General features: G+C 72.4%; 2 protein-coding genes. Both read left to right on the top strand.

Translation table 11 applies throughout. From position 1 onward, the window contains the following. Window positions 1-25: 25 nt before the first annotated feature. Window positions 26-25525: a non-ribosomal peptide synthase/polyketide synthase gene (locus MT347_RS12730; RefSeq protein ID WP_243501557.1), complete on the top strand. Its 25500-nt coding sequence runs from the start codon at window positions 26-28 to the stop codon at window positions 25523-25525. Continuing rightward, a complete protein-coding gene (locus tag MT347_RS12735; protein WP_243501558.1) occupies window positions 25522-25755 on the top strand; it encodes a phosphopantetheine-binding protein in 234 nt (77 codons plus the stop codon). Before MT347_RS12730 ends, MT347_RS12735 begins: the two co-directional genes overlap by 4 nt. Window positions 25756-25757 lie beyond the last annotated feature (2 nt).

Raw genomic sequence — 25757 nt, forward strand, 5'->3', positions numbered from 1 at the left:
TGCCTAAGTAAACGATGGAGGCGCCATGTCGCACGACCACTTCCCTCTGACGCGTGCACAGCGCGGAGTCTGGGCTGCGCAGCGCCTGTACCCCACCGCCACGGCCTATCGGATCGGCCAGATCGTGTGGCTCGACGGCGCGATCGACGCCGAGTTCTTCGCCGCAGCCGTGTCCGGCGCGTTCGCCGAGACCGACGCGCTGCGCGCCCGCGTCACCGACGACGACGGCATCCCGTGGCAATGGATCGACACCGCGGCCACGCTGACGACGATGGTCGTCGACGAGCCCGCGGCCGACGACGCCATCCGTCGGCGCGTGCGAGAGACGTACGAGGGCGAGGTCGACCTCGCCTCCTCCACTCTCCTCCGCCGTGCCGACGGCGGGTGGGCCTGGAGTTTCTCGACCCACCACCTGCGCGTGGACGCCTACGGCCAGTCGCTCTTCACCCGCCGGGTCGCCGAGCTCTACACCGCCGCGCAGGCGGGGGAGGAGGCTCCGGCGCGCTCGTTCGGTGCGTGGTCCGAGGTGGCCCGTGCCGATGCCGGAGCGAGCCTCCTCACCGGCGGAGGAGGGGATGCCGCGGCGACCCTGCCCGCTGACGGGGCCGCCGTGTTCGGCGCGGCCGAGCCGCTCGGGTACGCGTCGGCGTCGCACACCGACGAGCTGTTCCACCGGTCGCACCAGCGCACCACCGTTGCGCTGCCCGCCGATGCGTGGCCGTTGCTGCGGGGTGCGGCGCGTGACGCCCGTGTGAACTGGGCCGCCTACCTCACCACGCTGTGGGGCGCGTACACCGCACTGGCGGAGGGGCGGCGCGAGCTCGTCGTGCGGGTGCCGTTCATGATGCGCGGCGATGCGGCAGCGCTGCGCACTCCCGGCATGCTCGTGACGACACTGCCCGTGGTCGCCGATCTGGCGGGGGGAATGACGGTCGCCGCCCTGGCGCAGACGATCGCCGACCAGCTGCGCCGCGCGAGCCGCGAGACCCGACTGTCGGAGGAGATCGTCGCCCGCCAGTGGCCGGGAGGCGAGGCCGATTACCGCACGCTGCCGCTGGTGAACATCAAGGCGTTCGACTACGAGGCCGACTTCGGCGGCCTGATCGCCCGTCAGGAGACCGTCAACGCCGGTCCCGTCGGTCGCCTCGACCTGACCGTCTACGCCGACGCCGTGCACGGCTCGTACATGGAGCTGGCGAGCCACGAGCATTTCATGGATGCCGCGGAGCTGTCCGCGCGAGCGGAGGGATTCGCGCAGTTCGTGGCCGCCGTCGTGGCCGGCGACGTCACCGCACAGAGGGTCGCCGAGCTGCCACCAACCGGGCTCCCGGAGGAACGCGCACGAGTGGCGGGGTGGTCGAACGGCGCCGAGCTGGAGGTCTGGCCGGGCGGCGACCCTGCTGCGGCGACCCTGGATGCGCTGGTGCGGGCGCAGGCGACGCGCACACCCGATGCTGTCGCTGTCGTGGACGAGGGTGCCGACGGCGCCGAGCTCACCTTCGCCGGATTCGACGCGCGGGCGAACGCGCTCGCGGCGCTGCTCGCGCAGCGAGGCGTCACCGTCGGCGACCGCGTCGGCGTGCTGCTGCCGCGCTCGGCCGATCTGCTGGTCACCCTGGCCGCGATCATCCGCACCGGTGCCGCGTGGGTGCCGGTCGACACCTCCTACCCCGCCGACCGCGTCGAGTACGTCTTCACCGACGCGGGCGTGAGCGTCGTCGTCACCGATGCCGCGACCGCCGCCGCCCACGAGGCCGGACTGCAGGGCCTCGCCGCGTCGCGGATGCTGCTCGACGACCCGGTCGTGCGCGCCGCACTGCGCCAGGGCGCGCAGGAGCCTCCGGCCCTCGCGCGCCCCCTCACGCCCGCCGACACGGTCTACTTCGTCTACACGTCGGGCACGACCGGGCGCCCGAAGGGCGTGCGGGTCACGCACCGCGGCATCGTCGATCGGCTGCGCTGGGCCGTGCAGGTGCACGGCTTCGGCCCCGCTGACCGTGTGCTGCAGAAGACACCCGCCACCTTCGACGCGTCGCTGTGGGAGTTCTTCGTCGCGCTGCTGGTCGGGGGCGCCGTCGTCGTCGCGAAGGACGAGGGGCACAAGGACCCTGCCTATCTCGCTGACGTGATCGAACGCCGCCACATCACCGTCACGCACTTCGTGCCTTCGATGCTGCAGGCCTTCCTGGCCGCGGACCCCGATCCGGCACGGCTGTCGTCGTTGCGCCAGGTGTTCGTCTCGGGCGAGGCGTTCCCCGCCTCGGCTGCGGTCGAGGCGCGAAAGGTGTTCGGCACGGCCCGCATCGACAACGTCTACGGCCCGACCGAGACGACGGTCGACGTGACCTCGCTCGACCTCGCCGACGGCGTGCCCGCGGGCCTCGCGGTGGTGCCGATCGGCCGGCCCGCGCCCGGTGTGCGCGCGCTCGTGCTCGACGGCCTGCTCCGGCCGGTGCCGATCGGCGTCGCGGGAGAGCTCTATCTCGGCGGTCAGCAGCTGGCCGACGGGTACGTCGGGCGGTACTCCCTCACGGCCGACCGATTCGTGGCCGACCCGTTCTCCGACACGGGCGACCGGCTGTACCGCACGGGCGATGTGGTGCGCTGGAACGCCCAGGGCCAGATCGAGTACCTCGGACGCGGCGACGACCAGGTGAAGGTGCGCGGTTTCCGCATCGAGCTCGACGAGATCCGCAGCGTCGTGGAGCAGCATCCACTGGTCTCGGCCGCGGCGGTCGTCGCGTGGGATCACCCCGCCGGCGGGAAGTTCCTCGCCGCGTACGTGACCGTCACGGCCGGCGCGAGCCTCGACGACGCCGAGCTCCCGGCGTTCGCCAGAGCAACACTGCCCGACTACATGGTGCCGAGCACCGTCACCGTGCTGCCCAAGTTCCCGGTGACGGCCAACGGCAAACTCGACCGGCGGGCCCTCCCCGTACCCGATCTCGGTGCCGGCTCGTCGGGTGGCGGCCGACAGCCCCGTTCCGCCGTGGAGCGCGCACTGGCGGAGGTGTTCCGCGACGTGTTGCACCTGGCCCCGGATGCGGCGCTCGCCGCTGATGACGATTTCTTCCGCCTCGGCGGCCACTCGCTGCTGGCCACGCGCGTCGTCGCGCGCATGAACGCCACGCACGGCGCCGAGCTGACCCTGCGCGACGTGTTCGACCGGCCCACGGTCGAGGCGCTCGCCGCTCTGATCGAGGCATCGGCGGCGGCGCCGGCCGGTGCGGCATCCGTCGTGGGTGTCGGCGACCTCGCGCGCCCGGCGGTGCTTCCCGTCTCGTTCGGGCAGCAGGCGCTCTGGCTGATCGAGCAGGTGGGCGGCGCCGGCGGCCGCTACGTCGTGCCGCTCACCCTGCGGCTCGACGGAGTGCTCGACGCCGACGCGCTGCGCGGGGCGCTGCACGACGTGATCGCGCGCCACGAGGCGCTGCGCACGCTGATCGTCGAAGACGGCGGCGCGCTGCGGCAGGTCGTCCTGACGACGGATGCCGCGCGGGAGAGGTTCGCGTGGAGCACGGCCGAGCTGCCGGGTGCCGATGGCGGTGCGGTGCAGGAGCGAGTCGCGCGGCTCAGCGCCCCCGGCTTCGATCTGGCGGGCGACCTGCCGATCCGCGCCGAGCTGATCCGCGTCGATGCGACCGCCCACGTCCTGGTGCTGCTCATGCACCACTCGGCGATCGACGAGTGGTCGGTGCCGGTGCTGCTGGCCGACCTCGGGAGCGCCTACGCGGTGCGACTCGCCGGCGACGAACCGGGCGGGGAGCCGCTCGCGGCGCAGCCCGCCGACGTGGCCGTGTGGCAGCGTCACACGCTCGGGTCGGCCGACGCCCCCGACTCCGCGCTCGCCGCACACCTCACGGCGTGGCGCGCGGCACTCGCCGACGCCCCCGACGAGTCGACCATCCCCGCCGACCGCGCGCGGCCCACCGCCCCGACCCATCGGGCCGCCACTCTCACCGTCGACGTCGACGTCACGGCCGAGGCGCTGCACCGGGCCACCGAGCGGAACGGCGTGACGACGTTCATGCTGCTGCACGCCGCGACCGCGTTGGCCGTGGCAACCCTCGGCGCCACCGACGACGTCGTGATCGGCTCGCCCGTCGGCGGGCGCACCGCCGACGGCATGGAGGGGCTCGTCGGCTACTTCGTCAACACGCTGCCGCTGCGGCACCGGTTCGATGCGGACGACACCCTCACCGACGTGCTCGCCCGCACACGCGCCACCGTGCTCGACGCCCTCGCCCACCAGGCGGCGCCGTTCGAGCAGATCGTCGGCGCCGTCGGCGCCCCGCGGTCGATCAGCCGCAACCCGCTCTTCCAGGTGATGCTCACCCATCAGACCCGCGACCATGCCGCCGATCTACGGTGGGGTGAATGCTCGGTGTCGGTCGACATCGCCGACCTCGACGCGGTCAAGACCGACCTCGACCTGTACCTCACCGAGACCGCCGACGGGCTCAGCGGCTCGCTCGCCTACGCGGTCGAGCTGTTCGACCCCGCGACCGTGGATCGGTTCGTCGCGGTGCTGCGCCGCATCCTGCACGCGCTCCTCGGTGATGCGAGTGCCCGCATCGCCGATCTCGACCCGCGGTCGGCGACCGACTGCGCGCTAGTGGCCACCGCCTCCGTGGGGCGGGAGCTCGCCGCGCCGCCCACCACGCTCGACGCTCTGCTCACGGCGACGACGGCCGCGACCCCGGCGGCCGCAGCCGTCGTCGACGACTCCGACGGCGCGACTCTCGACTACGCCGCCCTCGACACGCGCGTAAACGCCCTCGCGGCACTGCTCGTCGATGAGGGGGTGCGCGTCGGCGACCTGGTGGGCGTTCTCCTGCCTCGCTCAGCCGACCTCGTCGTCGCGCTCGCCGGCGTGATCCGCGCGGGAGCTGCCTACGTGCCGCTCGATCCCGACTACCCGTCCGACCGCATCCAGCGGATCGTCGAGGACGCCGCACCGCCCGTCGTGCTCACCGATCGCGCCACCGCGACCGCGCACGCCGCGGCTCTCGCCGGCACTCGCGTGCTGATCTGCGACGACGAGGCGGTCGCCGTCCGGCTGCACGCGGCGGGAGCGGGGCGTCCCGTTCGGGACCGCCCGCTGACCGGCCGCGACACCGCGTACGTGATCTTCACCTCGGGCACGACCGGCCGCCCCAAGGGTGTCGCCGTCTCGCACGAGGCGATCGTCAACCGGCTGCGGTGGATGCGCGACGACTACGGCATCACGGCCGCCGATCGCGTGCTGCAGAAGACGCCCGACACCTTCGACGTGTCGGTGTGGGAGTTCTTCCTGCCGCTCATGACCGGCGCCGCGGTCGTGGTCGCGGCGCACGGCGGCCATAAAGACCCCGAGTACCTCGCGGCGGTGATCCGCCGGCAGCGGGTCACCGCCGCCCACTTCGTGCCCTCGATGCTGCAGGCGTTCCTCGGCGCCGAACCCGACCCGGAACACCTCGTGTCGCTGCGTCACGTCTTCTTCTCGGGCGAGGCGCTGCCGGCCGCCGCAGCAATCGAGGCGGATCGTCTCTTCGCGCACGCGGGTCTGCACAACCTCTACGGACCCACCGAGGCGGCCGTCGACGTCACCGCCCACCGGGTCGACCGGGGTGCTCTCGAGGGCGCCGCGGTCGTGCCGATCGGCGCCGCCGTGGCGAACACGACGGTGCGGGTGCTCGACGGCTGGCTCCGGCCGGTGCCGGTCGGTGTCGCGGGCGAGCTCTACCTCGGGGGCGTGCAGGTGGCGCACGGGTACGTGGGCCGCTCGGCCCTCACCGCCGAGCGTTTCGTCGCCGACCCGTCAGGCGCGGCGGGCGAGCGGCTGTACCGCACCGGCGACATCGTGCGGTGGAGTACCACCGGAGTGCTGGAGTACCTCGGCCGCAGCGACGACCAGGTGAAGGTGCGCGGTTTCCGCATCGAGCTCGATGAGATCCGCAGCGTGCTGGAGCAGCATCCCCTCGTCTCGAGTGCCGCGGTGATCGCCGCCGACCACCCCGTCGCGGGAACGTTCCTGGCGGCCTACGTCACCGCGAACGACACCGTCACCGTCGACTCGCTCCGGGCGCACGCGGCGGCGGCCCTGCCCGACTACATGGTGCCCTCCACCGTCACGGTGCTCGAGACCTTCCCGGTGACGGCCAACGGCAAGCTCGATCGCCGTGCGCTCCCGGCTCCCGAGTTCGGCGGCGGGTCGCGATCGGGCGGCCGTGCCGCGCAAACCCCGACCGAGACCACACTGGCGGCGGTGTTCCGCGAGGTGCTGCATCTCGACGCGGATGCCGCACTCGGCGTCGACGACGACTTCTTCCGGCTCGGCGGCGACAGCATCCTGTCGATCCAGGTGGTCTCGCGCGCGCGGCGCGCGGGGGTCGCCGTGACCGCGGGCGAGGTGTTCACGGGGCGCACGATCGCAGCTCTCGCGAGCCTCGCCGATGAGCGTGCGGCGAGCGGTGCGCCGGGTGGACCCGGGACGGATGCCACACCCGTTGCCGTCACGGCGGCCGGGCTTTGGCCCATCGCCGCGCAGCGGGTGGGCGAGCCGGGCTTCGCGGCGTTCACGCAGTCGTTCGTCTTCACCACGCCGGTCGAGGCCGACGAGGTCGCCGTGCGGCGCGTGCTTGCACGGGTCGTGGCGCAGCATCCGGTGCTCGACGGTCGGCTCGTGAGCGAGGGCGATGCCACCCCGCGGTTCGAGATCGGCGGTGCCGCACCGGCGGCTGACGCCGTCACGATCGAGCGCGCGGACGCGCTGTGGTCGTCGGCGCAATGGCGCCGTCGGCTCACCGAGCTCACGCGAGAGCTCTCGGAGTCGCTCGATCCCGCCACAGGGGCGCTCTGGCGTGCGGTGTGGTGCGCGAGCGACGCCGACCGGAGCGGGCGCCTGCTGCTCGTGGTGCACCACCTCGTGATCGACGGTGTCTCGTGGCGCATCATCGGTGACGACCTCGCGCATGCCTGGGCGCTCGAGACCGGCGCGACCACCGACCCGCTGCACGACGCCGGAACGAGCCTTCCGACCTGGTCGGCGGCGCTCGCTGCCCGCGCCACCGACGACGACCTCGCCGCACAGGCCGGGTACTGGACGGACGTCGTCACCGCCACCGACCCGTTGCTCGGCTCGCGCACGCTCGCCGCCGCCGACACCTACGCTACCGCCGGGCGCATCGACATCGAGGTTCCGACCGACGTCACGCGCGCCGTGCTGACGGATGCCGCGCACACCCTCTCGGCAGAGGTCAACGACCTGCTGCTGGGCGCCCTCACGGTCGCCGTCGGCGCCTGGCGCGCCCGCCGCGGTATCGCCCACCGTCGCGCGGTGATCGGGCTGGAGGGGCACGGCCGGGAGGAATCCCTCGTGCCCGGCGCCGATCTGTCGCGGTCGGTCGGCTGGTTCACCAGCCGCTACCCCGTGGCGCTGTCGACCGACGACATCGATCCCACGGCCGCCCTGGCCACGCCCGCAGCAACCGCCGATGCGGTGCTGCGGGTCAAGGAGCACCTGCGCGCGGTGCCCGGCCGCGGCCTCGGCTACGGCTTGCTGCGGTACTTCGCCCCCGACGCCGCAGCGGGGCTCGCCGCTGCCGCCGAACCGCAGATCGGCTTCAACTACCTCGGCCAGTTCGCCGCCGTGGCGGAGGCCGTCGCCTGGGGCTCGGCGCCCGAGGCACCCGGACTCGGCGGCCACACTCCCGAGGTCATGCCGCTGCCCGCCGTGATCGACATCAACGTCGCCGCCATCGGCGACCGTGGCGAGGTCACGTTGCAGGGCTCTTTCGCCTACGCCCCGGGCATCGTCGCCGAGGCCGACGTGCGCGAGCTGAGCGCGCTGTGGGCGCAGGCGCTCGGCAACCTCCGCGCCTACGCCGAGACGGCGCCGGCCGTGCGCCGCTCGCCGGCCGATGTGGTCGCTGCCGTGACGCAGACCGAGCTGGATGCCTGGACCCACCGACACGGCGAGCTCACCGACGTGCTGCCGCTCACCCCGCTGCAGCGCGGCATCGTCTTCGAGTCGCTGCTCGCGTCGGGTGCGGGCGACACCGTGGACCGCTACGTCACACAGACCACCCTGCACCTGACCGGTGTGGTCGACCGCGAGGGGGTCGCCGCAGCTCTCACCGCCGTCCTCGAGCGCTACCCGAATCTGCGCGCGTCGATCGCGGTCACCGGCGCCGGCGATCACCTCGCGGTGATCCCGCGCACCGTCACGGTGCCGATCACGCACCACGACGCCTCGGGCTCGTCCGACACCGACGCGGCAGTGCGTGAGGTCGCCGACGCCGACCGTGGCATCCGCTTCGATCTGACAGCCGCGCCCCTTCTGCGGGCGAGCCTGGTGCGCACGGACGCCACGACGCACGCGCTGGTGCTGACCCTCCACCACGTGCTCGCCGACGGCTGGTCGATGCCGCGGATCGTGCGGCACCTGCTCGACGCGCTGGCCGGGCCCGACGCTGACGGCGGGGCCCCGAGGATCTCCCCGCACCGCGGATTCACGCGATTCGTCGAGTGGCTCGACGAGGGCGATGCGGAGGCGTCCATCGAGCAGTGGATGCCGGCACTCCGCGCCCTCGACGAGCCCACCCTCGTCGCCCCCGCCCACGCGGCCGGGCGGGCGACGGCCTTTCCCGACGACGTGGTGCTGCGCCTCGACGCGACACGCACGGAGGCGTTGCGCGCCTCGGCGCAGGCCGCCGGAGTCACGCTGAGCAGCCTCGTGCAGGCCGCGTGGGGGCTGGTGCTGCGCGGCGTCTCCGACCAGCGCACGGTCGTATTCGGCACCACGGTGTCAGGGCGCCCGGCCGAGCTCGACGGCATCGAAGACGCCGTCGGCCTCTTCATCAACACGGTGCCCACCGTGGTGACGTTCGCCCCGGACGAGACCTTCGCGCACGTGGCCGCTGCCGTTCAGCAGCAGAACACCGCGTTGCTCGATCACCACCACGTGCAGCTCGCCGACCTGCAGCGCGCGACGGGTCTCGACCGCCTGTTCGACACGCTCTTCGTCTACGAGAACTATCCGCTCGACGAGTCGGCTCTCACCGCGCCGGTCGTCGGCCGCCGTGTGTCGCTCACCGGCGTGGATGCCCGCGACTCGACCCATTACCCGCTCACGCTCTCGGTGCTGCCGAAGCCGAGCGGCACAGACTTCTGCCTCACCTACGCGCCCGAGGCCCTCGAGCGTGCGACCGCCGAGCGGTTCGCCTCGGCGCTCGACGACGTGCTCGCCGCGATCGCGGCGGACCTGTCGACGCGGGTGGCGGAGGTGGGGGTGACGGATGCCGTCGCCGGCCGTGTCGGTGCGGTGGTGCCGTCGTCGGGGGTGACCCTGGATGCTCTGGTGCGGGAGCGTGCGGTTTCGGTTCCGGATGCCGTTGCGGTGGTGTCTGCGGAGGGTGCCGAGTTGTCGTTCGCGGTGTTCGATGCGCGGGTGAGTGCTTTGGCGTCGCTGCTGGTCTCGCGCGGAGTGGTCGTCGGGGATCGGGTTGGTGTGCTCCTCGGTCGTTCGGTCGATCTTGTGGTGACGGTGGCTGCGGTGGTGCGGGCGGGGGCGGCGTATGTGCCGATCGATCCCGGGTATCCGGCGGATCGTGTCGGGGTGATTCTGGAGGACGCCGCGCCGACTGTCGTGGTGACGTCGGGCCGGGTCGCCGCCCTTCACGCGGGGGCGTTGGCGGATGCGGCGCTGCTGGTCGTGGATGAGGCCGAGGTGCGCGCGGCTCTGACCGTCGCGGGGTCTGCGCCGGTGTTGTCGCGTCCGCTCACCCCGGGGGATGCGGCGTATGTGATCTTCACGTCGGGGACGACGGGGCGTCCGAAGGGCGTCGTGGTGTCGCACGAGGCGATCGTGAATCTGGTCCAGTGGCGTCAGGGTGTGTTCCCGCTGGCGGTCGGTGATCGGGTGTTGCAGAAGACGTCGGTCGGGTTCGATGTGTCGGTGCCGGAGTTCTTCTGGCCCCTCGCTGTGGGTGCGACGGTGCGGTTGATTCCGGCGGGGGCGGAGAAAGACCCGGGCTTCCTCGCCGCTACCCTCGCCACGGAGCCGGTCGGGTTCGTGGAGCTGGTGCCGACCGTGCTGCAGTCGATGCTCGATGACGGATTCGAGCTCGCCGCGTCGCAGGTGCGTCACCTCTCGGTGGGTGGGGAGGCGTTCCCGGCTTCGCTGGGTGTCGCCCTGTCGGGCACCGGGGTGAACGTGTGGAACACGTATGGGCCCACGGAGGCCGCGGTCGAGACGACCGGGGCGCGGCTCGCCGACCTCGATCTGACAGACGTCGCGGTGGTTCCGATCGGTGGTCCGGTCAGCAACACCACGGTGCGGGTGCTGGATTCGTGGTTGCGGCCGGTGCCGGTGGGTGTTGCGGGTGAGCTCTACCTCGGGGGCAGGCAGCTCGCGGAGGGGTACATCGGTCGCGCGGGACTGACGGCGGACCGGTTCGTCGCCGATCCCTTCTCTGATTCGGGGCAGAGGCTGTACCGCACCGGTGACGTCGTCCGGTGGAACGGCGACGGGATGCTGGAGTACCTCGGCCGCGGCGACGATCAGGTGAAGGTGCGCGGGTTCCGCATCGAACTCGACGAGATCCGACACGTGCTGGAGCGGCATCCCTCCGTCACCGCCGCGGTCGTCGTGCCGGTGGAACACCCTGTCGCGGGCACCCTGCTCGCCGCCTACGTCACCACGGTCGCGGGAGTGTCGGGGGAGGACTCTGCCTTCACCGACGCGCTCCGCACCCATGCGGCGGCGGTCCTGCCGGAGTACATGGTCCCGGCCACTGTCACCGTGCTGGCGGCGTTCCCGACGACCGTGAACGGCAAGCTCGACCGCCGCGCCCTCCCGGCGCCCGACCTGACCACGTCATCCACGGGCCGCGCTCCGCACACCACCACCGAGCGCGCTCTCGCCGCCGTGTTCGCCGACGTGCTCCGCATCGACGCCACCGCCCTGTCGGTCGACGACGACTTCTTCCGTCTCGGCGGGCACTCCCTCCTCGCGACCCGCGTGGTCGCCAAGGCCAACGCCGCCCTGCGCTCCGCCCTCACCCTCCGCGACGTGTTCGACCACCCCACCCTCGCTGCCCTCGCCGCGAGGGTCGAAGGCAGCACCACCGGGACCACCACGACCCTGCGCGTCGGCGACCTCGCCCGACCCGACAGCATCCCCGCCTCCTACGGACAACAATCCCTCTGGCTGATCGAACAGCTCGGCGGCCCCGGAGGGCTCTACGTCGTGCCGACCGTGCGGCGGATCTCCGGCGAGCTCGACGAGGAGGCACTCGGCGCGGCCCTGCGCGACGTCGTCGCGCGGCACGAGTCGCTGCGCACTCTGCTGGCCGTTCACGACGGCGACCTCGTGCAGGTCATCGCAGACCCCGACACCTCCGCGGCGCGGTTGCCCCTCATCGCACAGGATCTCGCCCCCGACGCGGTCGACGCGCGCGTCGCCGAACTGCTGCACCAGCGTTTCGACCTGGGCGTCGACCTCCCCGTCCGCGCCGGGCTCCTGCGCACCGGTGCACGCGAGTGGGTGTTCGTGCTCGCCGTGCACCACCACGCCGTCGACGAGTGGTCGTTCCCCACCTTGCTCGGCGATCTCTCGGTCGCCTATCGCGCCCGAACTTCGGGTGGGGCCCCTCGGTGGGAGTCGGTGCCAGTGCAGTACGCCGACCACGCGGTGTGGCAGCGCGCCGTGCTCGGCGACCCCGCCGACCCGTCATCGGTGCTCGCCGGTCACCTCGACTACTGGCGCGAGGCGCTGGCCGACGCGCCCGACGAGTCGACGATCACCCTCGATCGCGCCCGGCCGAGCGTCCCCAGCTCGCACGGTGACGATCTCGTCTTCACCGTCGACGCGCAGACCACCCACGGGCTGCGCCGCGTCGCCGCGGCGCACGGGGTGAGCATGTTCACAACCGCGCACGCGGCACTCGCACTGACGGTGTCGACGCTGGGCGGCGGCGACGACCTCGTCATCGGCTCGCCCGTCGGCGGTCGCGACGCCGACGGCGTCGAAGACACGGTCGGCTACTTCGTCAACACCCTGCCGATCCGGCGCCGGCTCGCCCGACACGCGCGCCTCGACGAGGTGCTGCGCGATGCTCACCGGTCGGTGCTCGACGCGTTCGCGCACCAGGCGGCGCCGTTCGAGCTGATCACCGCCGCGGTTTCCGCAGAACGCACCGCGAGCCGCACCCCCCTGTTCCAGATTCTCCTGACGCACTTCCTCCGGGGCCACGGCGGCGCCCTCGACCTCGGTGAGAACACCGTCGTCGCGGCGGAGGCCGGCGTTCTCGCCGCCGCGAAAGCCGACCTTGATCTGACGATCGAGGAGGCGCCCGACGGCCTGACCGGGTTCCTCACCTTCGCCACCGATGTTCTCGACCGGGCATCGGCCGACCGGTTCGTGACGGTCTTCCAGGGGGCGCTCGCCGCCTTCGCCGAGACGCCGACGCTCCCGGTGGCAGAGCTTCGGGTGACGGATGCCGTCGCCGGCCGTGCCGGCGCCGCGGCGCCGTCTCCGGGTGTGACCCTCGACGATCTGTTGCGGGAGCGTGCGGCCGTGGTGCCGGATGCGGTTGCGGTGGTGTCGGCGGAGGGTGCCGAGTTGTCGTTCGAGGTGTTCGACGCACGCGTGAACGCCCTGGCCCGAGTGCTGGTCTCGCGCGGAGTGGTCGTCGGGGATCGGGTTGGTGTGCTCCTCGATCGTTCGGTCGATCTTGTGGTGACGGTGGCTGCGGTGGTGCGGGCGGGGGCGGCGTATGTGCCGATCGATCCCGGGTATCCGGCGGATCGTGTCGCGGTCATCTTGGAGGATGCCGTCCCGTCGGTGGTCGTGACCTCGACCGCCGTCGCGGGATCACTCGCGGGCGCTTTGGAGGCTGTGCCGGCGGTGGCGATCGTCGATGAGCCCGAAATTCTCGCCGCCCTGTCGGTCGATGCGTCGGCCGAGGTGTCGGCGCCGGTGCTGTCGCGTCCCGTGTCGCCGTGGGATGCGGCGTATGTGATCTTCACGTCGGGGACGACGGGGCGCCCGAAGGGTGTCGCGGTCTCACACGAGGCGATCGTGAATCTGATCCGGTGGCGTCAGAGTGTGTTCCCGCTCGGCGTCGAGAATCGGGTGTTGCAGAAGACGTCGGTCGGGTTCGATGTGGCGGTGCCGGAGTTCTTCTGGCCTCTCGCTGTCGGGGCGACGGTGCGGTTGATTCCGGCGGGGGCGGAGAAAGATCCGGGCTTCCTCGCGGGGGTGCTCACGGCGGAGCCGGTCGGGTTCGTGGAGCTGGTGCCGACGGTGCTGCAGGCGATGCTCGATGACGGATTCGAGCTCGCCGCGTCGCAGGTGCGGCACCTGTCAGTGGGTGGGGAGGCGTTCCCGGCTTCTCTCGGCCACGCGTTGTCCGGCACGGGGGTGAACGTGTGGAACACGTACGGGCCCACGGAGGCCGCGGTCGAGACCACGGGTGTCGCCCTGTCAGAGGTTTCCCTGGACGGCCAGAGCGTCGTCCCGATCGGCGGTCCGGTCAGCAACACCACGGCACGGGTGCTGGATTCGTGGTTGCGGCCGGTGCCGGTGGGGGTTGCGGGTGAGCTCTACCTCGGGGGCAGGCAGCTCGCCGAGGGGTACATCGGCCGCGCGGCGCTGACGGCGGACCGGTTCGTCGCCGACCCCTTCACCGACGACGGCGCACGTCTGTACCGCACCGGTGACGTCGTCCGGTGGAACGGCGATGGGGTGCTGGAGTACCTCGGCCGCGGCGATGATCAGGTGAAGGTGCGCGGGTTCCGCATCGAGCTGGACGAGATCCGGCACGTACTGGAGCGGCATCCGTCGGTCACCGCCGCTGTTGTGGCGCCGGTGGAGCACCCGGTCGCGGGCACCCTGCTCGCCGCCTATGTCACCGGCCCGGGGGAGGACTCTGCCGACGCACTTCGCCGTCATGCGGCAGCGGCCCTGCCCGACTACATGGTGCCGACCACAATCACCGTGCTCGACGTGTTTCCGGTCACGATCAACGGCAAGCTCGATCGTCGCGCCTTGCCCGCTCCCGATCTCGGCAGCGCGGGTCGTGCCCCAGAGTCCGAGACCGAACGCGCTCTCGCCGCGGTGTTCGCCGAGGTTCTCCGCGTCGATGCCACGGCTCTGTCGGTCGACGACGACTTCTTCCGCCTCGGCGGACACTCCCTCCTCGCCACCCGCGTCGTCACCAAGGCCAACGCCGCCCTGCGCTCCGCGCTCACCCTGCGCGACGTGTTCGACCACCCCACCCTCGCGTCGCTCGCCCTGGCGGTCGACACTCGGAGCGAGCGCGTGACCGCGGCCCCCCGCGTAGGAGACATCGCCCGCCCCGATGTGCTGCCGGTGTCGTACGGACAGCAGTCGCTCTGGCTGATCGAACAGCTCGGCGGGCCCGGCTCGCTCTACGTCGTGCCGACCGTGCTGCGGATCACCGGGGCGGATCTCGACGCGGGCGCGCTGCAGGCGGCCCTCCGCGACGTTGTGGCGCGGCACGAGTCGCTGCGCACCCTGATCGCCTCGCACGACGGCGAGCTGCGACAGATCATCGTCCCGGTCGAGCAGGCGCGCGCCGGGGTGGAGCTGATCACCGACGACCTCCGCGACGCCGACGCCGCCGTGGTCGACGCGCGTGTGGCCGAGCTGGTGCAGCGCGGATTCGACCTGGCCGCCGACCTCCCGGTGCGCGCCGGGCTGCTGCGCACCGGCCGGCGCGAGTGGGTGTTCGTGCTCGCCGTGCACCACCACGCCGTCGACGAGTGGTCGTTCCCGTCGCTGATGAGCGATCTCTCGACCGCTTACCGCGCCCGTGCCGCGGGCGACGCGCCGCGATGGGCGCCGCTCACGACGCAGTACGCCGACTATGCGCTCTGGCAGCGCACGGTGCTCGGCGACCCCGCCGAGCCGTCACCCCTTCTCGCCGCGCACCTCGACCACTGGCGCGATGCGCTGGCCGACGCGCCCGACGAGTCCACGGTGACGCTCGACCGGCCCCGCCCGAGCGACCCCACTCACCGCGGCGACGATGTCGTGTTCGAGGTCGCGGCCGCCACCACCGCCGCGCTCCGGCAGGTCGCGGAGGCGCACGGCGTCAGCATGTTCATGCTCTCGCACGCGGCGGTCGCGCTGACCGTCTCGGCGCTCGGCGGGGGCGACGACCTCGTCATCGGATCGCCCGTCGGCGGACGCGACATCGAGGGCCTCGACGAGATGGTCGGATACTTCGTCAACACCCTCCCGATCCGGTATCGCCTGGCCCCCGGCGACACACTCGAGAGCGTGCTGCGGTCGGCGAAGTCGGCCGTGCTCGACGCGTTCGCGCACCAGGCGGCGCCGTTCGAGCTGATCACCGCCACGGTCGGCGCCGAGCGCTCCACCAACCGCACCCCGCTGTTCCAGGTCATGCTCACGCACTTCCTCGGCGAGCACGAGAACGGGCTCGATCTCGGCGGTGGTCTCACGGCGAGCGTCCTGCCCGGGATCCTCGGCGCGGCCAAGACCGACCTCGATCTGAGCCTCGAAGAGACGCCCGCCGGACTCCGCGGCTCCCTCACCTACGCGACGGACGTGCTGGATCGCCCCTCGGCCGAGCGCTTCCTCGACGTCTTGCGCCGGGTGCTCACCGCGATCGCCGAGAACCCGTCGCTGCCGGTCGCCGAGCTCGATCCGGCGGCGTCCGAGGACGACCTCGCCGGCGCCCTTCGGTGCATCGGTGCGGTGGTGCCGTCGTCGGGGGTGACCCTGGATGCTCTGGTGCGGGAGCGTGCGGCCGTGGTGCCGGATGCGGTTGCGGTCGTGTCGGCGGATGGTGCCGAGCTGTCGTTCGCGGTGTTCGACGCACGCGTGAATGCTCTGGCGTCGCTGCTGGTCTCGCGCGGAGTGGTCGTCGGGGATCGGGTCGGTGTGCTCCTCGGTCGTTCGGTCGATCTTGTGGTGACGGTGGCTGCGGTGGTGCGGGCGGGGGCGGCGTATGTGCCGATCGACCCGGGGTATCCGGCGGATCGTGTCGCGGTGATTCTGGAGGATGCTGCGCCGTCGGTCGTCGTGACCTCGGAGGTCGTGGCGGCCGGGCACGTGGGCGCGCTGTCGGCGTTCGAGCTGCTGGTCGTGGACGACGCGGATGTTCGTGCGGTTCTGTCAGTGGATGCGTCGGCCGAGGTGTCGGCGCCGGTGTTGTCGCGTCCGCTCACCCCGGGGGATGCGGCGTATGTGATCTTCACGTCGGGGACGACGGGGCGCCCGAAGGGTGTCGCGGTGTCGCATGAGGCGATCGTGAACCTCATCGGGTGGCGTCAGGACGTGTTCCCGTTGGCGGTCGGTGATCGGGTGTTGCAGAAGACGTCGGTCGGGTTCGATGTGTCGGTGCCGGAGTTGTTCTGGCCTCTCGCCGTCGGCGCGACGGTGCGGCTGATTCCGGCGGGGGCGGAGAAAGACCCGGGCTTCCTCGCCGCGACTCTCGCCACGGAGCCCGTCGGGTTCGTGGAGCTCGTCCCGACCGTGCTGCAGGCGATGCTCGATGACGGGTTCGAGCTTGCGGCGTCGCAGGTGCGTCACCTGTCGGTGGGCGGGGAGGCGTTCCCGGCTTCGCTGGGGGTCGCCCTGTCGGGCACCAAGGTGAACGTGTGGAACACGTACGGGCCCACGGAGGCCGCGGTCGAGACCACGGGTGTCGCCCTGTCGGAGGTCTCTCTGGACGGCCAGAGCGTTGTCCCGATCGGTGGTCCGGTGTCGAACACGACGGTGCGGGTGCTGGATTCGTGGCTGCGTCCGGTGCCGGTGGGTGTTGCGGGGGAGCTCTACCTCGGGGGTGTGCAGCTCGCCGATGGGTACGTCGGCCGCGCGGCGCTGACGGCGGACCGGTTCGTCGCCGATCCCTTCACCGACGACGGCGCACGTCTGTACCGCACGGGTGACCTGGTCCGGTGGAACGGTGACGGGGTGCTGGAGTACCTCGGCCGCGGGGACGATCAGGTGAAGGTGCGCGGGTTCCGCATCGAGCTGGACGAGATCCGGCACGTACTGGAGCGGCATCCGTCGGTCACCGCCGCTGTTGTGGTGCCGGTGGAGCACCCGGTTGCGGGCACCCTCCTCGCCGCCTATGTCACGGTCGTGGGCGACTCTGTCAGAGACGACTCTGCGCTCTCCGGCGACCTTCGTGTGCACGCTGCAGCCGCTCTGCCGGACTACATGGTCCCGGCGACCGTCACCGTGCTGGCGGCGTTCCCGGTCACGGTGAACGGCAAGCTCGATCGCCGCGCCCTCCCGGCGCCCGACCTGACCACGTCATCCACGGGCCGCGCTCCGCACACCACCACCGAGCGCGCTCTCGCCGCGGTGTTCGCCGACGTGCTCCGCGTCGACGCCACCGCCCTGTCGGTCGACGACGACTTCTTCCGCCTCGGCGGACACTCCCTCCTCGCCACCCGCGTCGTCGCCAAGGCCAACGCCACCCTGCACGCCGCCCTCACCCTCCGCGACGTGTTCGACCACCCGAGCATCGCCGCCCTCGCGGCTCGAGTCGACATCGAGACCCCGGCTGCCACGACCCTGCGCGTCGGCGACCTCGCCCGACCCGACACCATCCCCGCCTCCTACGGACAACAATCCCTCTGGCTGGCCGAACAGGTCGCTGATCGGAGCATCTACCGTACGGCGTTCGTCCTGCGCCTCACGCAGCCGGCCGTCGTCGATGCGCTGGTCGCCGCGGTCGGGCGACTCGTCGAGCGGCACGAGGTGTTGCGCACGACGTTCACCTTCGACGACGACTCGGGCACGCTGCGTCAGCACGTGCACGCCACGCCCGCCGCCACCCTGCTGAGGGTCGAAGAACTCGGGGAGGCCGACGTCGATGCCCGCATCGCCGAGCTGCTCGCCGAACCCCTCGACGTCGCCACCGACTTCGGGCTGCGCTTCGCGCTGCTGCGCACCGCTGCGCACGACGTCGTCGTGGCGTACGGGCACCACCTGGTCACCGACGAGCAATCGTCCGACCCGTTCCTGCGCGACCTCGACGCGCTCTACACCGCCGAGCTCACCGGCCGGCCCGCCGTCCTCGACCCCCTGCCGGTGCAGTACGCCGACTTCGCGGTGTGGCAGCGGGCCGTGCTCGGCGACCCCGCCGACAGCGGTTCGCCCTTCCGCACCGAACTCGACCACTGGACCGACGTGCTCGTCGGCCTCCCCGCCGAGACCGCCCTGCCACTGGATCGTCCGCGCGACGAGGCGGTCGAGCGCACGATCGGCGTCGCGCGCGGCGAGCTCACCCTCGACGAGAGCGTCGAGCTCGACGAACTGCTGGGCGACGAACGCGCCACGCCGCTGCAGGCACTGATCACCGCGATCACCCTCGCGCTGTGGCACGAGGGGGCGGGGCGCAGCATCCCGATCGGCACGCCGGTCAGTCTGCGCGACGACCCGGCGCTCACCGATCTGATCGGCTATTTCATCGACACCGTCGTGGTGCGTGCCGACATCGACGAGACAGCCGGCTTCGCGGGCACCGTGCGAGGTGTGCGCGATCGCGTGATCGACGCCGCCGGACGCACGCTCGTGCCGTTCGAGAGCATCGTCGAAGCGACCAGGCCACCGCGCCTGCCGGGAGTGAGCCCGGTGTTCCAGGTGATGGCGGCGTACTTCGACGCGCCGGACGCCGACGCCGACGACGACGCCTCGCCCGGCACGCTCACCCCCCACCTCGCCCCCGGTGCCGGTCGCGATGCCGCCGCTGCCGACCCCGCAGCCGACCCCGCTGCCGACCAGGCGCCGGCGCTGTTCGACCTCGTCTTCTCGATCCGCCGCGACGAGGCGGGCTTCCTCGCGCTGCATCTCGACGCCGCCCGTGAACTGTTCGCCCCCGCGACCATCGAGCGCCTGCTCGAGCGCAGCCGGCTCTTCCTCGTGCTCGGCGCGCGCCACCCCGAACTGCCCGTGCCGCACCTGGCGCGTCTCGTGCAGGCCGCTCTCACCGGCGCGGACGTCTCACACGACGCCGCACACGCGGTCGGGTACACGCTCGCGCTGCCGGCATTCGACGTGCGCGACGACGCGCTCTGGCGCGCCGCGATCGCCCAGACCGCCCTGAGCGTGCGACTCGACCTGCGCCTCGGTGTGCGCGACGACGGCAGCGGTGCGCTGATCGGCCGGGCAGACAACCCCGAGCTGCTGGATGCTGCACGCACCGCCGCAGCGCAGCTGGTCGCCGCCTACCGCACGCCCACGCCGATGGACGTACAGCGGCGCGTGTCGTCGGAGGCGCCGCTCACCGAAGCCGAGCTCGCGGCGGCGCTCGATGACCCGTTCTTCGCCGACCTGATCGATGACCTCGCCGACGCCGATCCGGCCGATGTGGAGACGGATGCCGCGGCCGCACCCGCGCACGCCCGAGTCGCTCTCTCCGCGTCCCCACGTGCGGCGGCCGATCGTGCCGACACGTGGGCGGAGGTCGTGGCCGCGGTGGCGCGCACCCTGCGGGTCGACGCCGACCTCGTGGTCGAGATCGTCGAGCCGAGCCGAGATGCCGGCGTGCGCGTCTTCCCCGTCGTGGTCGCGCCCGGCCTCGACGACGCCGCGGAGCTCCGGGCCGTCATCGCCCCCCTCGCGGAGCGGTCCGCCACCTGCGACGCGCTGGCGCGGCATCCCCGATTCGGAGCCGTCTTCGACGACGTGCCACCCGCGCAGGTGCGCGTCGCGATGTTCGCCTCGGATGCGGAGGGCCACGTCGCCGATGCCCCCGCCGTGCCGGTTTCGGTGCGCGTGCTGGTGGCACCCTCGCCTGACGAGACGGATGCCGGCATCCCCGCCGACGTGACAGTACTCCGCGCGGTGCGCGTCGAGGTCGACACGGCCTCGGGCCTGCGCGTCGACGCCGACGCCCTCGCCGCGGCGGTCGCGGCGGCGATCGAGTCCACCGGCATCGCCGTGCCCGACGCGCCCGCGCTGCTGCGGCTCGGCCGCGTCGACCGCCTCGCGCTGTCGTCGGCCGACGACGCGGCCGCCCGCGACCGCTACGGCGCCGATGCAGAGCTCTTCGCGCTCACCCCGCTGCAGCGCGGCCTGGTGTACCACATGGTGCGTGCCCGCGAATCGGGCGATCGCAACGCCTACGTCTCGCAGGCCACCCGCGACCTGAGCGGCGCGGTCGACGCCGAGCGCCTCCGCGAGGCCACGCGCGTCGCGGTCGGCCGGTACCCCCACCTGCGGGCGGCCTTCCTGCCGTCGGGTCAGGCGCAGGTCGTGCCCGCCGGCGTGGAGGTGCCGTTCCGCATCATCGCTTCGACCGATTGGGCCGCGCGGGGCACCGAGCTGGCCCCGTTCCTCCGGGCCGAGCGGCAGGAGCCGTTCGACTTCGAGGAGCCGCCGCTGCTGCGCTTCACGCTCATCGAGCACGCGGCGCACAGCTGGAAACTCGTGATGACCTTCGAGCACGTGCTGCTCGACGGCTGGTCGCTCAACGCGCTGTTGGATGAGATCCTCGCCGTCTACGCCGACCCCGGGTACGCCCAGCGCGTGCGCCCGGCGTCGTTCCGCTCCTACCTCGACTGGCTCGACGAGCAGGATCACGACGTCGCGCAGTCGTCGTGGGCCGACTATCTCGCCGACCTCTCGGGGCCCACCCTGGTCTGGCCGCAGGGCGCGAGCCAGGGCGACGCGCGGGTCGAGACCGGCGAGCTGCACCACGATCTCGCTCCGGCAGATGCCACCGCCGTCTACGACGCGGCCCGTCGCGCCGGCGTCACCGTGGGCACCGTGCTGCAGACGGCGTGGGGCATCACCCTCGGCCGCCTGGTGGGCAGCGACGACGTCGTGTTCGGCAACACCGTCTCCGGGCGCCCACCCGAGCTGGCCGACGGCGACCGCATCATCGGCCTCCTCTTCAACACCGTGCCGATGCGGGTGGGGTTCTCGCCCGTCGAGTCGGTGCAGGGCCTGCTCACCCGGGTGCAGCACGAGCAGCTGCGCGTCATCGAGCACCCGTACGCCTCGCTCACCGGCATCCAGACCGCCGTCGGTCTCGGCGCACTGTTCGACACCCTCTTCGTCGTGCAGAACCACCCCTCGCGGGTGAAGTCCGACCACGAGGTCGGCGGCATCCGCGTGGTGGGCGGCTCGATCGACGACGCCACGCACTACCCGGTCACTTTCGCGGTCAACCCGTGGCAGAGCGACGGCCAGGCGCACCTCCACGTGCGACTGTCGTACCGCCTCGATGCGTACGAGAGGGATGCCGCGCAGCACGTGCTCGACCGCTACACCCAGGTGCTGCGCGCGCTCGTGCGCCGCCTCGACACACCCGTCGGACAACTCTCGGTGCTGCTGCCGGCCGAGCGTGGACGGCCCGCCGGCCCCGCGGGGTGGTCGCTCGATCCGCGGCAGTGGCCGGCCGTGCCGGTCGACGAGCGCACCGTGGCGGCGCTCCTCGACGAGCAGGTGCGGCGTTCGCCGGGCGATACGGCGCTGGTCGCCGGTGACCGCAGCTTCACGTTCGCCGCGTTCTCGGCCGAGGTGAACCGCTACGCGCGCCTGCTGCTGGCCGAGGGCGTGCGCCCCGAGCATCGGGTGGCGTTGCTGCTGCCGCGCGACGAGCGCATGGTGATCGCGATGTTCGCCGTCTTCGCGGTGGGGGCGGCCTATGTGCCGGTCGACACCGAGCTGCCCGATGACCGCATCGCGTACATGCTGCAGGTCGCCGAGCCCACGGTGACGCTGGTGACGACGAAGGATGCCGGGCGCTCCGGCCCCGCGGCCGGAGCGGTGATCGACCTCGACGGCGACAATGTCCGGCGGCGACTCGCGGCATCCGATCCCGCCCCGATCACCGACGCTGACCGCGGCGGGCCCGTCTCGCTCGACCACCTGGCGTACATCATCTTCACGTCGGGATCGACCGGTCGGCCCAAGGGCGTGGCCGTCGGCTACCGAGGCCTCACGAACATGTACGCCAACCACGTCGAGCGCATCTTCGATCGTGTCGTCGCCCACCAGGGCGGGCGGCGCATGAAGATCGCACACACGACGTCGTTCTCGTTCGACGCGTCGTGGGAGCAGCTGTTCTGGCTGCTCAACGGCCACGAGGTGCACGTGATCGACGAGGCGCTGCGCCGCGATCCGCAGCGGCTGGTCGATTACTACGACCGCGCCCGCATGGACGGCTTCGACGTCACGCCCTCGTATGGGCAGGTGCTCGTCGACGAGGGGCTGCTGCAGCGCGACCGCCCCGCCGGGCGGTCGGTGTCGGCCGACGCTCCCGGCGTCGTGTTCGTCTCGCTCGGCGGCGAGGCCGTGCCCGAGCGGCTCTGGCAGCAGCTGCGCGAGGCGCCCGGGGTCGAGGCCTACAACCTCTACGGGCCCACCGAGTACACGATCAACGCACTCGGCGCCGACCTGGCCGACAGTGCCACCCCCAGCGTCGGCGGGCCGATCTTCGACACCCGGGCGTACATCCTCGACGACAGCCTCGAACCGGCGCTGCCGGGTGTGCCCGGCGAGCTGTACCTCGCCGGGGCCGGAACGGCGCGCGGGTACTGGGGACAGTCCGCGCTCACGGCGGAGCGGTTCGTCGCCTGCCCGTGGGAGCCGGGCGAGCGCATGTACCGCACCGGGGATCTCGCCCGGTGGAACGCCGAGGGCCGCATCGACTACCTGGGCCGCGCCGATGAGCAGGTGAAGATCCGCGGCTACCGCATCGAGCCCGACGAGATCCGCGCGGTGCTCGAGACGCACGCCGAGGTGGTGAGCGCGGCGGTGATCGCCCTCGATCACCCCGGCGGCGGAAAGTTCCTCGCCGCGTACGTGCTGCCGGCGGGTGACGCCGCGGACGGGGTCGCGCAGCGCGAGAGCATCCGCGCGCACGTCGCCCAGCAGCTGCCCGATTACATGGTGCCGGCCACCTTCACCTCGGTCGACGCGTTCCCCCTCACCCCGAACGGCAAGCTCGATCGCCGGGCACTGCCCGCGCCCGAGTTCGCCGCGGCGACCGACGAGGTGCGCGAGGCCGAGACCGACACCGAGCGCACGCTCGTCGGGATCTTCCGCGAGGTGCTGCGTCTGGGGCCTGCGGCGGCGGTGTCGATGGACGACGACTTCTTCCGTCTCGGGGGCGACAGCATCCTGTCGATCCAGGTCGTCTCGCGCGCCCGTCGTGCCGGGGTGACCCTGTCGGCGGCCGATGTGTTCGCCGCCCGCACGATCGGTGCCCTCGCCGTCATCGCCGACGAGCGCGCGGCCCCGACGCAGGCGGTGCCGGCCGTGCCCGAGGTGCGCTCGTCGCGTCTATGGCCGATCGCCGCCGGAGCCGTGGACATTGCGGGGTTCGACTCGTTCGCGCAGTCGGCGCTGTTCACAGTGCCCGCCGGAGTCGACCGTGCGGTGCTAGACCGCGTGCTCGGGCGTGTGGTGCGTCACCACGAGGCGCTGGGCGGACGCCTCGTCGGCGACCGGTTCGAGCTGGGTGCCTCGGACGCCGCGATCGAGCGTTGCGACGTCGCCACGACCACCGACGCGTGGGCGAGCACGGAATGGATGCTGAGCCTCGACCGCCATACCGAGGCCCTGGCCACCGCGCTCGACCCCCGTGGCGGCATGCTCTGGCGGGCGCTGTGGGTGACGAACGCCGCTGAGACGACCAGTCGGCTGCTGCTCGTCGTGCACCACCTCGTGACCGACGGGGTCTCGTGGCGCATTCTCGAAGAAGACCTGCAGCACGCCTGGCAGCTCGAGACCGGCGCCGCCCGTGACGAGCTCCTCGCGGTCAGGACGAGCCTGCCCTCGTGGTCGGAGGCGCTGGCTGCACGGGCCGCGGACCGCGATCTGATCGCCGAACAGGAGTACTGGACCGGGGTGGCCACGACGGCCGATGCGCCGATGGGCGCGCGCCCCCTCGACCGGTCGCTCGACCTGCTCGACACCGCCGGGCGGGTGCCCGTGCACGTGCCGGCGCCGCTGACGGCGAGCCTGCTCACCGCGGTGCCGGCGGTACTGGGGGTCGAGGTCAACGATGTGCTGCTGGGCACCCTGGCTCGGGCGGTCGGCGAATGGCGGGCGCGCCGCGGAGAGCACGCTTCGCGCGTGCTGATCGGGCTCGAAGGCCACGGCCGCGAAGAGGGCTTCGTGCCCGGCAGCGACCTCTCACGCACCGTCGGGTGGTTCACGAGCTGGTTCCCCGTCGCGCTGGATGCCGGTACCGGTGCCGCCGACGCGGTGTCGCGCGCTCGCGACCAGCTGCGCCGGGTGCCGAACCGCGGCATCGGCTTCGGCGTGCTGCGCTCGGGTGCGGTCACGGATGCCGCTGTGCTCGATGCCGTGCGGCCGCAGATCAGCTTCAACTACCTCGGACAGTTCGGCGGCGGCGGGACGGAGGAGGAGGCGGCGGCCGACTGGTCGTTCGCGCCCGAGGCGCCCGGCCTCTCGGGCTTCTCCGACCCGTCGATGCCGATGCCGTCGCTGCTCGACATCAACGTGGCCGCCGAACCCGACCCGTCGGGCGAGGGCATCGCGCTGCAGGGAAGCATCGAGTTCGCCGCGCTCGCGATCGACCAGGCCGACGTGCACGAGCTCGCGGACCTGTGGATGCGGGCGCTCGCCCGCGTGGGCGACGAGGTCGCGCGCGGTGCGGCACCCCACGCCGCACCCGTGACGGCTGACGCCGCCCCCGCGCCCGCAGCATCCCGCGCCGGAGACGACGCCGGAGACGATCCCGAGCACGAAGCCCTGCTCGATGCCGTGCTCGTGCCGTTCGTGGCGTCGCGCTCGGGTCGGCAGCTGTTCGCGGTGCACGCCCAGGGCGGCTTCGCGTTCTCCTATGCCTCGTTGGCCGCCCACCTGCCCGAGGGCATGGGCCTCACCGGTGTGCAAGACCCCGCGCACGGCGGGGTCGAGGCCGACCTCGACACTCGCGCGGAGGTGGCCGCGGTGTACGCCGACGCCATCCAGCGCGCGCAACCGACCGGTCCCTACGACCTGCTCGGCTGGTCGCTCGGCGCCTACCTCGCGTTCTCGGTCGGCCAGGAGCTCGCCCACCGCGGGGCGGAGGTCGCATCGCTCACGATCGTCGACACCCCCGCCCACGGCTGGGAGGCGCCGGCGCCCGGGCCGGGGGCGATCCCGGTGCACGATGACAGCGCCGCGCACGCACGATTCCTCGACGGGTCGCGCGCGGAGTGGCTCGGCATCCTGGGTCTCGACGCCGGCGACCCGTCGGCCGATGAGGTGCTGACCGCCATCGCCATCTCGGCGCTGCGCAGCGACCGGGTCATGTCCACCGGCACCGAAGGCCACCTCGACACCCGTGCGCTCGTCATCGCCACCGACGACCTCTCCGACTCGGGTGACGTGCCCGACGACGCCCGCCACGACCTGGGCTGGGGTACGCACGTGCGCGACCTCGACCTCGTGCGCATCGACGACGAGGACCACGCGTCGGTCATCGCCGGGGCATCCGGTCTGCAGAAATGGGGGTCGCGATTGACGCGACTTCTCGACGCCAGTCTCCGCGGAGACACCGAACAGGAGAACTCATGACCATCACCGCTGAGAGCGTTCGCGCCGATGTCGCCGAGGTGCTTCTCGTGCCGGCATCCGAGGTCGATCCCACGCTCGACCTCCGCGATCAGGGCATGGACTCGGTGCGCATCATGGAGCTCGTCGAGAAATGGCGGCGCACGGGCGCGTCGAAGATCGACTACGTCGCGCTCGCCGAGGATCAGCGCCTCGCGCACTGGATCGACGTGCTGACCACCGGGCGGAGCTGACG

Source organism: Microbacterium sp. VKM Ac-2923, assembly GCF_022815605.1.
Classification (GTDB): domain Bacteria; phylum Actinomycetota; class Actinomycetes; order Actinomycetales; family Microbacteriaceae; genus Microbacterium.

Coding starts and splice junctions, on each gene's coding strand:
- MT347_RS12730 (WP_243501557.1), top strand. CDS start 26: ATGTCGCACGACCACTTCCCTCTGACGCGTGCACAGCGCGGAGTCTGG.
- MT347_RS12735 (WP_243501558.1), top strand. CDS start 25,522: ATGACCATCACCGCTGAGAGCGTTCGCGCCGATGTCGCCGAGGTGCTT.